Annotated in this window: 15 protein-coding genes and 1 tRNA gene; 2 read left to right on the forward strand and 14 right to left on the reverse strand. The window is 67.6% G+C overall.

Annotation, left to right across the window (positions count from 1 at the left end):
- Nucleotides 1-112 precede the first annotated feature (112 nt).
- From AAG816_RS07905 to AAG816_RS07920, 4 genes are all read right to left on the reverse strand, one after another.
- Complete coding sequence (locus tag AAG816_RS07905; RefSeq protein WP_341989038.1) at nucleotides 113-502, reverse strand: DUF1236 domain-containing protein; 390 nt, start codon at nucleotides 500-502, stop codon at nucleotides 113-115.
- Between the two features lie 197 nt (nucleotides 503-699).
- Entirely contained in the window at nucleotides 700-2,106 is a 1,407-nt protein-coding gene (locus AAG816_RS07910) for an aspartate aminotransferase family protein (protein WP_341989039.1), read from the reverse strand.
- 190 nt (nucleotides 2,107-2,296) lie between these two features.
- Nucleotides 2,297-2,515, reverse strand: coding sequence for a DNA gyrase inhibitor YacG (yacG, locus tag AAG816_RS07915; RefSeq protein WP_341989040.1), 219 nt, complete (start codon nucleotides 2,513-2,515; stop codon nucleotides 2,297-2,299).
- A complete protein-coding gene (locus tag AAG816_RS07920) occupies nucleotides 2,512-3,132 on the reverse strand; it encodes a Maf-like protein (protein ID WP_341989041.1) in 621 nt (206 codons plus the stop codon). Before AAG816_RS07920 ends, yacG begins: the two co-directional genes overlap by 4 nt.
- A gap of 240 nt (nucleotides 3,133-3,372) precedes the next feature.
- Here AAG816_RS07920 and AAG816_RS07925 point away from each other — a divergent pair, with 240 nt between their 5' ends.
- Nucleotides 3,373-4,431 carry an alpha/beta hydrolase gene (locus AAG816_RS07925; protein WP_341989042.1) on the forward strand — a complete coding sequence of 353 codons (1,059 nt, stop codon included), beginning with the start codon at nucleotides 3,373-3,375 and terminating at the stop codon, nucleotides 4,429-4,431.
- Between the two features lie 17 nt (nucleotides 4,432-4,448).
- Here AAG816_RS07925 and AAG816_RS07930 read toward each other — a convergent pair whose 3' ends face one another.
- The 6 genes from AAG816_RS07930 to AAG816_RS07955 form a co-directional block, all read right to left on the reverse strand.
- Nucleotides 4,449-4,934, reverse strand: a complete 486-nt coding sequence (locus AAG816_RS07930) for an arsenate reductase ArsC (protein ID WP_341989043.1) — start codon at nucleotides 4,932-4,934, stop codon at nucleotides 4,449-4,451.
- Nucleotides 4,935-4,939: 5 nt separating this feature from the next.
- Nucleotides 4,940-5,425 carry a UPF0262 family protein gene (locus tag AAG816_RS07935; RefSeq protein ID WP_341989044.1) on the reverse strand — a complete coding sequence of 162 codons (486 nt, stop codon included), beginning with the start codon at nucleotides 5,423-5,425 and terminating at the stop codon, nucleotides 4,940-4,942.
- Between the two features lie 6 nt (nucleotides 5,426-5,431).
- On the reverse strand, nucleotides 5,432-6,736 hold the full coding sequence (gene hisD, locus AAG816_RS07940) for a histidinol dehydrogenase (protein WP_341989045.1): 1,305 nt from the start codon (nucleotides 6,734-6,736) through the stop codon (nucleotides 5,432-5,434).
- Between the two features lie 92 nt (nucleotides 6,737-6,828).
- Complete coding sequence (locus tag AAG816_RS07945) at nucleotides 6,829-7,266, reverse strand: DUF2948 family protein (protein WP_341989046.1); 438 nt, start codon at nucleotides 7,264-7,266, stop codon at nucleotides 6,829-6,831.
- 147 nt (nucleotides 7,267-7,413) lie between these two features.
- Nucleotides 7,414-8,703, reverse strand: coding sequence for a UDP-N-acetylglucosamine 1-carboxyvinyltransferase (gene murA / locus AAG816_RS07950; RefSeq protein WP_341989047.1), 1,290 nt, complete (start codon nucleotides 8,701-8,703; stop codon nucleotides 7,414-7,416).
- Nucleotides 8,704-8,992: 289 nt separating this feature from the next.
- On the reverse strand, nucleotides 8,993-9,205 hold the full coding sequence (locus tag AAG816_RS07955) for a hypothetical protein (protein ID WP_341989048.1): 213 nt from the start codon (nucleotides 9,203-9,205) through the stop codon (nucleotides 8,993-8,995).
- Nucleotides 9,206-9,467: 262 nt separating this feature from the next.
- Here AAG816_RS07955 and AAG816_RS07960 point away from each other — a divergent pair.
- A tRNA-Thr gene (locus tag AAG816_RS07960) sits at nucleotides 9,468-9,543 on the forward strand.
- Between the two features lie 93 nt (nucleotides 9,544-9,636).
- Here the strand turns inward: AAG816_RS07960 and AAG816_RS07965 are convergent.
- Genes AAG816_RS07965 through AAG816_RS07980 form a run of 4 tightly spaced genes read right to left on the reverse strand, consistent with a single transcriptional unit; the run spans nucleotide 9,637 to nucleotide 13,500 of the window.
- Nucleotides 9,637-10,650 (reverse strand): oligopeptide/dipeptide ABC transporter ATP-binding protein, encoded by a 1,014-nt coding sequence (locus AAG816_RS07965; protein WP_341989049.1) that lies wholly within the window; start codon nucleotides 10,648-10,650, stop codon nucleotides 9,637-9,639.
- Nucleotides 10,647-11,636, reverse strand: a complete 990-nt coding sequence (locus AAG816_RS07970; RefSeq protein ID WP_341989050.1) for an ABC transporter ATP-binding protein — start codon at nucleotides 11,634-11,636, stop codon at nucleotides 10,647-10,649. Before AAG816_RS07970 ends, AAG816_RS07965 begins: the two co-directional genes overlap by 4 nt.
- A gap of 2 nt (nucleotides 11,637-11,638) precedes the next feature.
- On the reverse strand, nucleotides 11,639-12,562 hold the full coding sequence (locus AAG816_RS07975) for an ABC transporter permease (protein WP_341989051.1): 924 nt from the start codon (nucleotides 12,560-12,562) through the stop codon (nucleotides 11,639-11,641).
- A complete protein-coding gene (locus AAG816_RS07980; protein ID WP_341989053.1) occupies nucleotides 12,559-13,500 on the reverse strand; it encodes an ABC transporter permease in 942 nt (313 codons plus the stop codon). Before AAG816_RS07980 ends, AAG816_RS07975 begins: the two co-directional genes overlap by 4 nt.

The following is a 13,500-nucleotide window of genomic DNA, read 5'->3' on the forward strand; positions in this document are numbered from 1 at the left end:
CCGGCCTGAAGCCCGGAAGGGTGCGCGCCTGAGCGAGACCGGACGATTGACGCCCGGTCGTTTCAGATCTGCGCATGGACCGGGACAGATGCCCCGGTCCATGCGCGGTCGATCACTCGATGATCTGGATCACCTTGCGGGTCCGCGGCTCGATGATGACCCGGCGGTCATTCACCACCGAATATTCGTAGCTGCTGTTGTCGGGAATGGTGTAGACGCGCACATCCTGCGGCAGGGGCTCGCCCACCACCACTTCGCGCTCCACCCGCACCGAGGGCTGACGCTCCTTGACCACGTAGGAGCGCACTTCCTGGGGCGGCTCGCCGGCCGCACCGATGCTGGCGCCGGCCACGCCGCCGATCACGGCGCCCACCGGGCCACCCACGACGGCACCCACCGCCGCGCCGCCCACAGCACCGGCCGCGGTCGAACCCTGCGCGAACGCAACGGCGGGGGAAAGCAATGCCAACGCAAACGCCGAAGCGATAAGACCATTTCGCATGTTCTATCTCCTGTGATGACCGATCCAGGCAATAAACGTTGCCGTGGACCGTTCGTTCCATCGCAGAAGCACGCGAAGACAAAACCGCAGCGCATGAGAGCGTGCCCACTCTACGTGGACATGCTCAGATAAAGACACCCAATGGACGCCAGATGCTTAGGCTTGACCATGGACATGCCGCAGCGGCATTTGCACGTTCAGACCAGGTCCGCGCCCCACAGTCCACGCAGGCGCACCTCGGCCAAGGTGGCATCTAGCACCCGGCGGGCGGTGGCGATGAGTTCGTCCGCCTCCGGCTCGCTCAAGGTGAAGGGCGGGGCCAGGATCAGGCTGTCGCGCACGGCGCGCATCACCAGCCCCTCGCGAAACGAGATGTCCCGCGCCAGCTGGCCCACGGTGCCCTCCTCCCCGGAGAATTTGGCGCGGGTCGCCTTGTGCGGCGTCAGTTCCAGCGCGCCGATCAGCCCCACCATGCGGGCCTCCCCCACCAGGGGATGATCCGCCAGCGCCCGCCAGCGTTGCTGGAGATAGGGGCCGATGTCGCATTTCACCCGCGCCACCAGATCCTCGTCCTGCATGATCTTCAGCGTCGCCAGCGCCGCCGCGCAGCCGCCCGGATGGCCGGAATAGGTGAAGCCATGGTTGAAGTCGCCGCCGTGCTCGATCAGGCCCTGCGCCACGCGGTCGCCCACGATCACCCCGCCCAGCGGGAAATAACCGGCGGTGACGCCCTTGGCGAAGGTGATCAGGTCCGGTGTGAAGCCCATATATTGGCAGCCGAACCATTCGCCGGTGCGGCCGAAGCCGCAGATCACCTCGTCGGAGACCAGCAGCACGTCGCGCTCGCGGCAGATCTTCTGCACTTCCGGCCAATAGGTGGCGGGGGGAATGATGACCCCGCCCGCGCCCTGGATCGGCTCGCCGATGAAGGCCGCCACATTGTCGGCCCCGGCCGCGTCTATGGCGCGGGCCACGTCGCGGGCCGCCTTCAGGCCGAAGTCTTCCGGCGAGAGATCGCCGCCTTCCGCCCACCAATAGGGCTGGGCCGCGCGCACGATGCCGGGAATGGGCAGGCCGCCCTGCGCATGCATGGGCGCCATGCCGCCCAGCGAGGCGCCGCCCATGGTGGAGCCGTGATAGGCATTGTGCCGGGCCACGAACACGGTCTTGTCCGGCTTCCCGACGCTCGCCCAATAATGGCGCACCATGCGGATGACCGTATCCACCGCCTCGGAGCCGCCGGAGGTGAAGAACACATGCTCCATGCCGGCGGGGGCGACGGCGGCGATGGCCGCGCTGAGTTCCGCCGCGCCCGGATGGGTGGTCTTGAAGAAGGTGTTGTAATAGTCGAGCTGGCGCAACTGGTCGGCGATGGCGTCGACGATGGCGCCGCGGCCATGGCCCACCGCCGAGCACCACAGGCCGGACATGCCGTCCAGGATCTTGTGGCCCTCGGAATCGAAGATATAGGCCCCCTCCGCGCGGGTGATGACCCGCACCCCTTCCGCATTCAGCGCCTTGGTATCCGAGAACGGATGCAGATGATGCGCGGCGTCCAGGTGCCGCCATTGGGCGGTGGAATTGGCGCGGGGGGATGAGGTCACGATGGACGCACTCCTGTGGTGGCGAGCCTGAGGTGGCGAGAGGCCGGCGCGGAAAGCGGACCCTATGTTCCTGCCCTGCGGCCAAGCCCAAGGCAAGCGCCGCGCGCCCCTCGCCCAGCCTGTGCGGCGTCAGGACCCGCCCCTGCGACGCCGCCAGATCAGCACCCGTCGGACACGGGCGCCGTCACGATCACTCCGGTGCGAGCCGCGGCGGCGGCGCGGTGGACTCGCCGTCCTCGTCCTCATCCTCGGTGACCGGAATGGCATAGGCGCCGGTCAGCCAGCGGTGGAGATCCACATCGGCGCAGCGCTTGCTGCAAAAGGGACGATAGTGCGCGGTGGAGGGCTTGCCGCAGATGGCGCAGGGCTTGGAGACGAAGGCGGGCGGAGTGTGCTCGGCGTCGCTCATGCCGCCCGCTCCACCCAGCCGGCGCGAACCGGATACCCCTCGCCGGCCAGCAGAGCCACCGTCTCGGCCAAGGGCAGTCCCACCACGCCGGTATAGGAGCCGGACAATTTCACCACGAAGCTGCCGGCAATGCCCTGGATGGCATAGCCGCCGGCCTTGCCGCGCCATTCGCCGCAGGCGAGATAAGCGGCGATGTCCTCGTGCGACAGGCGCTTGAAGCGCAGGCGCGTCTCCACCAGCCGGGTGCGCGTGCGCCCCTTGGCGGAGACCACGCAAATGCCGGTGAACACCCGGTGCGCGCGCCCGGACAAGAGCCGCAGGCAGGCTTCCGCCTCATCCTGCAGTTCCGGCTTGGGCAGGATGCGCCGTCCCACCGCCACCACGGTATCCGCCGCCAGGACGATGGCCGGAATGTTGGCCTCCTTGGCCCGCGCGGCCACCAATTCCCCCTTCTGGAGCGCCAGCCGCAGGGCGAGGCGGCGCGCAAGTTCCCCGCGTTCCGGCGTCTCGTCCACGTCGGCGGGCATCAGGAGGTCCGGTTCAATGCCGGCTTGATTGAGCAGAGCGAGCCGTCGGGGAGACCCCGAGGCGAGCACGAGCTGGACCCGGTCGTTCACGTCTGCGTCACCTCAACTGGCCTGAAACAGGGAGCGCCGCCACTGGCGGCAGTCGCGCGGCACGCTATCCCAAAGGCTTGCGCGTGGGAACGGTGCATTCGCGTCTTGTCCCGGTCGCTGCGTGCGACCATCCTGCGGTTGGCCTGTCGCCCCGTCCGAGGCACAACAGTATCGCCCCCTGCCTTGTTCCCATACCGCCGGCTTTCAGCCGCCCCGAGACCGCTCCTGAGGAAGGACCCCATGCGCGCGATAGTCCTGGCGACCGTGCTGTTGGCGATGATCTCGGCGCCGGTCCTGGCCCAACAGCCCGCCCCGGCCCCCGCCGCCAGCGCGGCACTGCCGGAGGATGCGGCCCCCGTGGTGCGGCCTTATGGTCCGGAATTGCAGGAATTCGCTTATCCCTACGAGGTGCTGCGGTTCGATTTCATGTCCCAGCGCAAGCCGATGCACATGGCGTACATGGACATCAAGCCGGAGCGGGCCAACGGGCGCACGGTACTGCTGCTGCATGGCAAGAATTTCTGTGCTGCCACCTGGGAAGGGGTGATCCGGCCATTGGTGACGGCGGGCTATCGTGTGGTGGCCCCCGATCAGATTGGGTTCTGCAAGTCGTCCAAGCCGCAGGGCTACCAATTTTCGCTCTACCAGCTGGCCGCCAACACCAAGGGGCTGCTGGACCGGCTGGGCGTGGAAAAGCCCATCGTCATGGGCCATTCCATGGGCGGCATGCTGGCCATGCGCTACGCCCTCTCCTTCCCCGAGGATCTCTCCGGGCTGGTGCTGGTCAATCCCATCGGGCTGGAGGACTGGCGCGCCGCCGGCATCCCGCCGCGCACGCTGGACCAATGGTATGCGGGCGAACTGCGCACCAGCTTCGACAGCATCAAGGCCTATCAGCAGAAGACCTATTATGCCGGCACCTGGTCGCCGGACTATGACCGCTGGGTGGCCATGCTGGCGGGCATGTATCTGGGCGAGGGCAAGGCATCGGTGGCCTGGGACCAGGCGCGGACCTCCGACATGGTGTTCACCCAGCCGGTGGTGCACGAGCTGGGCTTCATCCGCGCCCCCACCTTGCTGCTGATCGGGGAAAAGGACAATACCGCCATCGGCAAGGATGCCGCGCCGCCGGAGGTGAAGAAGCAGGTCGGCAACTATGCCAAGCTCGGGCCTGCCGCGGCGGCCGCCATTCCCGGCGCCAGGCTGGTGACGTTTCCCGACCTCGGCCACGCGCCGCAGATCCAGGACCCGGCCCGCTTCAACGCGGCTCTGCTGAAGGGCCTCAGCGACCTGCATTGACCCGCGAGGGGGCCGGTTCAGCCGGCCCCGCCCCCCGCGCTGCGTCCACCCTGGCGGAAGCGGGCGCGGATGCGTTGCTCCAGCTCGTCCCGCACCGCCCGATAGGCCGCCATGCGCTGCTCGCGATTGCCGGTTTCCAAGGTGGGATCGGCGGTGGGCCAATATTCCACCGTCAGCGCATTGGTGCGGGTGGCCTCCAGGGCCAGATGGTGGGCATCGGGGGCCAGCGAGATGGCCAGATCAAATCCCAGCCCCTCATATTCTTCCAGATCCTCCAGTGTCCGCGGCTTGTGCCGCGACACGTCGAGGCCGTCCTCCTCCATCACCGCGGTGACGAAGGGGTCCACGTCGCCGGCGATGACGCCGGCCGACATCACATAGAGCGACTTGCCGAACAGATGCTTGGTCAGCGCCGCCGCCATGACCGAGCGCACCACGTTCTGCCCACAGAGAAACAGCACGGACTGCGGGCGGACCGCGCGCTCCGGCAGCGGCGCATCCATGCGTGTCAGCCCTTCCAGTGCAGCGCGCAGATGAGCGTGAACAGACGACGGGCGGTGTCGAAGTCCACGTCGATCTTGTCCTTCAGCCGCTCCTGGAGCAGGGTCGAGCCCTCGTTGTGCAGCCCCCGCCGCCCCATGTCGATGGCCTCGATCTGGGTGGGCGAAGCGGTGCGGATGGCAGCGTAATAGCTCTCGCAGACCAGGAAATAATCCTTCACCACCTTGCGGAAGGGGGTGAGCGAGAGATGGTGCTGCACCACCTGGTCGCCGGCCTCGCGCTTGATGTCCAGCACCAGCCGGTTATCCGCCAGCCCGATATGCAGCAGATATGGCCCGGCGCCGGGATCGCCCACCGGCGTGAAGCGGTTGTCCTCCAGAAGGTCATAGATGGCGGTGGCGCGCTCATGCTCCACATCCGCCCCCGACCGTCCGATGGAGGCTTCGTCGAGGGTGACGGCGCAAAGACGGTGGTGGGGGGGGCTGTCGGTCATGGCAGATCAGGCGTCCGGTTGGCCGGCGTTGGTACGGATCAGGATCGAGCGGCCGTGCGCCTCCAGGCGCTCGACCGTGGCCAGGCGCACCGCCGCCGTGCCGATGGCGCGCAGGGACTCCGCGCTGCACTTGAGAATGGACGTGCGCTTCATGAAATCATAGACGCCCAGCCCCGAGGAGAAGCGGGCCGACCGGGCGGTGGGCAGGACATGGTTGGTCCCCCCCACATAATCGCCGATCGCCTCCGGCGTATAGGGGCCGATGAAGATTGCCCCCGCGTGGCGGATACGGGCCGCCAGCCGGTCGGCATCCTCGCAGTGGATTTCCAGATGCTCCGGTGCCACCCGGTCGATCAGCGCCGGGGCCTCGTCAATGGCCCGCACCAGGATGATCGCCCCATGGTCGCGCCAGGAGGCCGCCGCAATGTCCTTGCGCGGCAAGGTGGAAAGCTGCGCCTCCACCGCCCGCTCTACCGCGTCCGCCAGTGCGGCGGATTCGGTCACCAGGATGGATTGGGCGGCCGCATCATGCTCCGCCTGCGCCAGCAGATCGGCGGCGATCCAGGCCGGATTGGCGTTGCCATCGGCCAGGATCAGCACCTCGGAGGGCCCGGCGATCATGTCGATGCCCACCTGCCCGAACACCTGCCGCTTGGCGGCGGCCACGTAAGCGTTGCCGGGGCCGACGATCTTGTCCACCGGCGCGATGGTGGCGGTGCCATAAGCCAGCGCGGCCACCGCCTGCGCCCCGCCCACCCGATAGACCTCATTCACCCCCGCCAGCCGTGCGGCCGCCAGCACCAGCGGCGCGATCAGCCCGTCGGGGGACGGCACCACCATGGCGATGCGCGGCACGCCGGCCACCTTGGCCGGCACCGCATTCATCAGCACCGAGGAGGGATAGGCCGCCGTGCCGCCGGGCACATAGAGCCCGACCGCATCCACCGGGGTCCAGCGCTGGCCCAGTTCCACCCCGACCGGATCCACATAGCGCTCGTCGCGGGGCAATTGCCGGGCGTGATGGGCCTCGATGCGGGCCTTGGCGAACTCCAAAGCCTCCAGCGTTTCCGCCGGCACCTGGGCCAGCGCCGCGTCGATCTCGTGCTCTTCCACCTTGATGCGGCCGGTCAGGTCCACCCGATCATAGGTGAGCGACAATTCTACCAGCGCCGCATCCCCGCGCGCGCGCACGGCCGCGATGATGTCGGCCACGGTCGCGGCCACATCGGGCGCGGATTCGCGCTTGCTGGCCAGGAAGGCGGCGAAGGCTTCGGGGAAGGCGGAGGATTGGGTATCGAGACGGATCGGCATACGGTTTCCTAGGCTCGGAACCCCGCCGAGTGCAACACCCCCGTGCGCGGCCCGTCTCTGTCTCCACTCTCAGGACACTGATCCGCCCCGCCTCAGGCGGCGCTGTCCTTATGCTCGGGCACCCGGTTGCAGCCCCAGGCGGGCCCCAGATCCGCAAGGCCGGCCTCGATGCACTCCACCTCCAGGCGAATCTCGGCGCCGCCGGAGAAGGTCAGCGTCAGATGGCCGGACGGCTCCTCCACCGCATCGAAGGTGATGGCCAGGAGATTGAGCACCGTGTCCTTCGCGGCCAAGTCGAAGCCGCGCATCTTGACGGCGCGCACCCGCTCGAAATGCAGGCCGGCGCGGCGGCGCACCAGTTCCTGAGCGGTTTCCTTCTGGTCCCAGTCGAAGCGATTGAGCAGCAGGGCAAAGCGCTGCGCCTTGGGCACGAAGCCCATGTCTTCCACCTTGACCACCGCGTCCTGGAGATGCGCCGATATGACGGCCAGATCCTCATCATCCAGGGCGAAGAGCTTGAGCTCGTCCATGAGCTGACACTCCTTTTTCTGCTCAGACCCGCAGATAGCGACGCCGAGCACCGCCCGCAAGGCTTTGCCCCGCAACGGGCGGCGAATGGCGACGCTTTGCCGGGCGCGCAGCGGAATCTTGCGTGACGGGGTCGCCGCGCAGTGGAATCAGCCGCTGATGCGCTCGATCTGCGCGCCGCAGCGGGACAGCTTTTCCTCCAGCCGCTCGAAGCCGCGATCCAGATGATAGACCCGCTGCACCATGGTCTCGCCCTCGGCGGCCAGACCGGCGATCACCAGCGAGACCGAGGCGCGCAGATCGGTGGCCATCACCGGGGCGCCCTTCAGGCGGTCATTGCCGTCGACAATGGCGGTGTCGCCCTCCAGATGGATATGGGCGCCGAGGCGGGCCAGTTCCTGCACATGCATGAACCGGTTCTCGAAAATGGTCTCGGTGATGCGCGAGCGGCCCTGGGCCCGGGTCATCAGCGCCATGAGCTGCGCCTGCAGATCGGTGGGAAATCCGGGATAGGGCGCGGTGGATACCTCCACCGGGAACAGGCCGGCGCCATTGCGGCGCACCCGGATCCCCTCATTGTTGACGTCGATCTCGGCGCCGGCGCTGCGCATGATGTCCAGCGCGCTCTCCAGCAGGTCAGGGCGGGCGCCGGCCAGCATCACATCGCCGCCGGTCATGGCCACCGCCATGGCATAGGTGCCGGTCTCGATGCGATCGGGCAGCACGGAATGGCGCGCGCCGCGCAGGCGCGGCACCCCTTCCACATGGATGGTCGAGGTGCCGGCGCCGGAAATGCGGGCGCCCATCTTGATCAGGCAATCGGCCAGATCCACCACCTCCGGCTCGCGGGCGGCGTTCTCGATCACGCTCTCGCCCTTGGCCACGGCCGCCACCATGAGCGCGGTGTGGGTGGCGCCCACCGAGACCTTGGGGAAGGAAATGCGCGCGCCCTGGAGGCCCTTGCCCACCTTGGCCACCACATAGCCGGCGTCGATGTCGATCTCCACGCCCAAGGCCCGCAAGGCATCCAGATGGAAATCCACCGGACGGGTGCCGATGGCGCAGCCGCCGGGCAGCGACACCCGCGCCTCGCCCATGCGCGTCAGGAGCGGCCCCAGCACCCAGAAACTGGCCCGCATGCGCGAGACCAGGTCGTAAGGCGCGGTGGTATCGACGATCACGCGGGCGTCGATCTCCATGGTCTGGCCGGCATGGGGATCATCGCCATTGCGCTTGCCGTTGACGGTGATGTCGACGCCATGATTGCCGAGAATGCGCTGGAGCAGGGCCACGTCCGCGAGGCGGGGCACATTCTCCAGCACCAGCTTTTCCTCGCTGAGCAGAGCGGCGATCATCAGCGGCAAGGCGGCATTCTTGGCCCCGGAAATGGGGATGGTGCCGTTCAGGGTCTGCCCGCCGACGATGCGAATCTTATCCATATAACCACCGCTCCTCGGTTGCCGCACCCGTCGCCACTGCGGCGCACCGTTGCGCGCAGGGCTCCGCGATGCTGCTTTCGCGGGAAAGTCGCCGCCTGGCCGGAGCCTGTGCGACGAACAGAATTAACCGGCAGATCTAGCCCGCCTTGTGACCCGGCACAACTTTGCCGGCCATGAACGCCTTTTCCGGGGCGCCCTCTGCCGGGCTGCCGGTATGGGAGGGCCGCCCGCAGCCCACCCCGGATCTGCACAGTCGGATGCCGTCCGCGCTGAGGGCAAATAGGGCCGCCTATTCGTCCCCGCCAGACCGAGAGCCGGCATCCGTGGCCGACGGAACGGCTGTCCCAGCCTCTGGGCCGGGGGGCGCCGTCTCGTCGATGCCGCAGCCGGGTTCCGCATCGCCGGGGCGCTCGTCCCGCGCCCGCTTCTGCGCCTTGCGCTTGGCCAGATTGGCCCGCAGAGCCGCAGCCAGGCGCGCCGCTTTTTGATCCTCTGAGGTCATGGATGAGGCCTAGCCGTCCCCAGGGGCCGAGGCAAGCGGCGCCGGCCGTGCGGCCGGAAAACCCGTCACGATGGTGGATAAATGCCTGCCAAAGGCGGACTTTGGCACCGTCTGGGGCCGCGCCCCTGCGGATGGGCCCTCAGCGCCCTTGAAACTCGCTCCGGTCTTCCGTATGAGAGGCGCACGTTCGGCATTTCGGTGTCCGGGCTCGAGACTGCTTTCGCCGGTGGCGAGGGGTTTCGAACCGCCGCAAGGCGTGCGTGCCGCTTTAGCTCAGCTGGTAGAGCACCTCATTCGTAATGAGGGGGTCGGGGGTTCGAATCCCTCAAGCGGCACCATTTCTCTTTTAAATCAATGGTCTGCCACCACGCCCGCGAACGCACGCGGCAGCGTTGCCGTCGCGTGGCGCGGTGGGGGCGCGGCCCCCGGCCTCAATGGGCCAGGGGGCTCAGCAGGGGGTTCTCGCCGTCGGGGCGGTCGTGGAGATGGCAGGCGGACCAATGGTCGCCGGGCGCCGCCCGCAGTTCCGGTTCTTCGGTCCGGCAGCGGTCGAAGGCATAGGGGCAGCGGGTGTGGAAGCGGCAGCCCTTGGGCGGGTTGACCGGGCTCGGCACGTCTCCGGTGAGGATGATGCGGTTGCGCTTCACCCCCGGTTCCGGCAGCGGCACGGCGGACAACAGCGCCTTGGTATAGGGATGGCGCGGCTGCGCGAACAAGGCGCGTTTCGGGGCCACTTCCACTAACTTCCCCAGATACATCACCGCGACACGATGCGTCATGTGCTCAACAATGGCCAAATCGTGGCTGATGAACAGCAAGGCGAGGCCCAGCTCCCGCTGGATGTCCTGCAGCAGGTTCACGATCTGCGCCTTCACCGACACGTCCAGGGCCGAGACCGCCTCGTCGCAGACGATCAATTCCGGCTCCGCCGCCAGCGCGCGGGCGATGCAGATGCGCTGGCGCTGGCCTCCGGAGAACTGATGCGGAAACCGCCGCACCGCATCCCGCGGCAGGCCCACCAGATCCATCAGCTTGCCCACCCGCGCCTCCACGTCGGCGGAGGAATGGGCGAGGCCGAAATTGCGGATCGGCTCAGCCAGGATGTCGCGCACCTTCATGCGCGGGTTGAGGCTGGAGAACGGATCCTGGAACACCACCTGCACCCGGCGGCGAAACGCATGGAGCATGTCCTTGGAGGCATCGTCCATGCGCTGGCCGTCCAGCACCACCTGGCCGGAGGTGATGTCGAACAGGCGCAGCACGGCGCGCCCCACGGTGGACTTGCCGCAGCCGCTCTCGCCCACCAGGGAGAGGGTCTCCCCGCGCATCACCTGGAACGAGACCCCATCCACCGCATAGACGAAGGAGGGCTTGCCGCCGAACAGGCCGCCGGGAATGCGATAGTGCTTCTTGAGGTCATTGACCTCCAGCAGGGGGCGCGTCATGCGGCAACCGCGTCCTTTTGGGCATAATGGCAGGCGACCATGTGGCGCTGGGCCTTCAGTTCCAGCGCCGGGGCATAGGTGCGGCACACATCGGTGGCGATGGCGCAGCGGCCGGCGAAGACGCAGCCGATGATCGGCTTGGTCAGGCTCGGCACCTGGCCGGGGATCTCCGCCAGCCGCGTGCTCTCGCCCGAGAGCGAAGAGCCCAGCTTGGGCACCGCGCCCAGCAGGCCCTGGGTGTAGGGATGGCGCGGGCGGGCGAACAGCTCGCCCACGGCGGCCTCCTCCACCTTGCGGCCGGCGTACATGACCATCACCCGCTCGGCCACTTCCGCCACCACCCCCAGATCATGGGTGATGAGCACGATGGCCGCCCCCACCCGCTGCTTGAGATCGCGCATCAGATCGAGGATCTGGGCCTGAATGGTCACGTCCAGCGCCGTGGTGGGCTCGTCGGCGATCAGCAACTTGGGATTGCAGGCGAGCGCGATGGCGATCATCACCCGCTGGCGCATGCCGCCGGACAATTGATGCGGATATTCCCGCACCCGCCGGCCCGGCGCGGGAATGCCCACCAGGGTGAGCATCTCCACCGCTTTGTCTTCGGCAGCCTGGGCGTCGAGGCCCTGGTGCAGGCGCAGCGTCTCGCCGATCTGCCGGCCCACGGTCAGCACCGGATTGAGGCTGGTCATGGGTTCCTGGAAAATCATCGAGATGTCGTTGCCGCGAATGGCCCGCATCTCCTTCTCCGACAGCGCCAGCAGATCGCGGCCGTCGAACCGGATCGAGCCGCCGATCTTGCCCGGCGGCTCGGGGATGAGGCGCAGCAGCGACATGGAGGTCACCGACTTGCCGCAGCCGCTTTCGCCGACGATGGCCAGCGTCTCGCCCTCGTTCACCTGGAACGACACCCCGTCCACCGCCCGGTTGACGCCGACGGGGGTGCGAAAATGGACCTGGAGGTTCTCGACTTCGAGCAAGGCCATGGTCAGTGCCCCTTCGCCTGGCGGGGGTCGAGCATATCGCGCAGGCCGTCGCCCAGCAGGTTCACCGCCAGCACGGTCACGGACAGAAAGGCGGCCGGAAAGAACACGATGAACGGCTTGACCTGCCAGAGCGCCCGGCCCTCGGCCATGATGTTGCCCCAGGAGGGAATGTTGGGCGGAATGCCGGCGCCGATGAAGGACAGGATGGCCTCCACGATCATGGCGCTGCCGCAAATATAGGTGGCCTGCACCGTCATGGGCGCCAGGGTGTTGGGCAGGATATGGCGCAGGATGATCATGGGGGTGCGGGTGCCGGCGGCCACCGCCCCGTCCACATAAGGCTGCTCGCGCAGCGACAGCACCACGCCGCGCACCAGCCGTGACACGCGGGGGATTTCCGCCACCGTGATGGCCAGGATGACATTGCCCACGCTGCCGCGGGTGATGGCCATCAGCGAGATGGCCAGCAGGATCGGCGGAATGGACATCAAGGCATCCATCATCCGCATGATGATGCTGTCGGCCCAGCGCACATAGCCGGCTACGAGGCCAATGGCGAGCCCGCCGATGGAGGCGAAGAACGCCACCGCGAACCCCACCAGCAGCGAGACGCGGGTGCCGTAGAGCACGCGGGAATAGATGTCGCGCCCCAGCATGTCGGTGCCGAACCAGTAGAGTTCGGACGGCGCGCGGGTGCGGCGGGCGGGGGCGAGGGCGCTCGGGTCCACCGTTCCCAGATAGGGCGCGAAGATCGCCACCAGGATCAGCACCAGCAGCAGGGCACTGCCGATGGTGATGGTGGGATAGCGGCGCAGGAAGCCGATCACGCCGGTGCGCGGCTTCACCGCCTTGAGGATGTCCGGCAAGGCCGGCGCCACGGCGAAGCCCTCAGGCAGCGCCGGCCGGTGGTCTGAGGCAAGGCTCAATAGCGGATCCTCGGGTCAAGGAAGGTGTAGAGGATGTCGATCAGCAGATTGACCAGCACGTAGACGAAGCTGAACAGCAGCACGACACCCTGGATCACCGGGAAGTCGCGCCGCAGGATGGCGTCCACCGTCAGTCGGCCGAGGCCGGGAATGGCGAACACGCTCTCGGTCACCACCGCCCCGCCGATCAGCAGCGCGATGCCGATGCCGATCACGGTGACGATGGGCACCGCCGCATTCTTCAAAGCGTGGATGAACAGCACGCTCCCCTGCCCCAGGCCCTTGGCCTTGGCGGTGCGCACATAATCCTGCGCCAGCACTTCCAGCATGCTGGCGCGGGTGATGCGGGCGATCAGGGCGATATAGACGCAGCCCAGCGAAATGGCCGGCAGCACCAGATTGCCCAGCCATGGGCCGAAGCCCTTGGAGAACGGCGTGTAGCCCTGCACCGGAAACCAGTCGAGCTGGAGCGCGAACACATAGGCCAGCACATAGCCGATCACGAACACCGGCACCGAGAACCCCAGCACCGCAAAGGTCATGATGCCGCGATCGGTCCAGGTGCCCGCCTTCCAGGCCGCCACCACGCCCATGGGCACGGCAACGCCCACGGCGAAGATCAAGGTCAGCAGCATCAAGGACAAGGTCGGCTCGATCCGCTGCGCGATCATCTCCGTGACCGGCAGATTGGTGAAGATCGAGGTGCCCAGATCCGCATGCAATGTGCGCCAGCCCCATTCGCCGAACTGGACCAGAAATGGCCGGTCCAGCCCGAGATTGGCGCGGATGCGGGCGATATCGTCTGGCGACGCCTGGTCGCCAGCGATGACAGCTGCCGGATCGCCGGGGGCGATGTAGAGCAGGCTGAAGACGAACAACCCCACCATCGCCATGACCGGGATGGTGGAGAGGATGCGTCGGAGGATGTAGCCGAGCAT

The sequence above is a fragment of the Azorhizobium sp. AG788 genome (assembly GCF_943371865.1).
Taxonomy (GTDB): Bacteria; Pseudomonadota; Alphaproteobacteria; order Rhizobiales; family Xanthobacteraceae; genus Azorhizobium.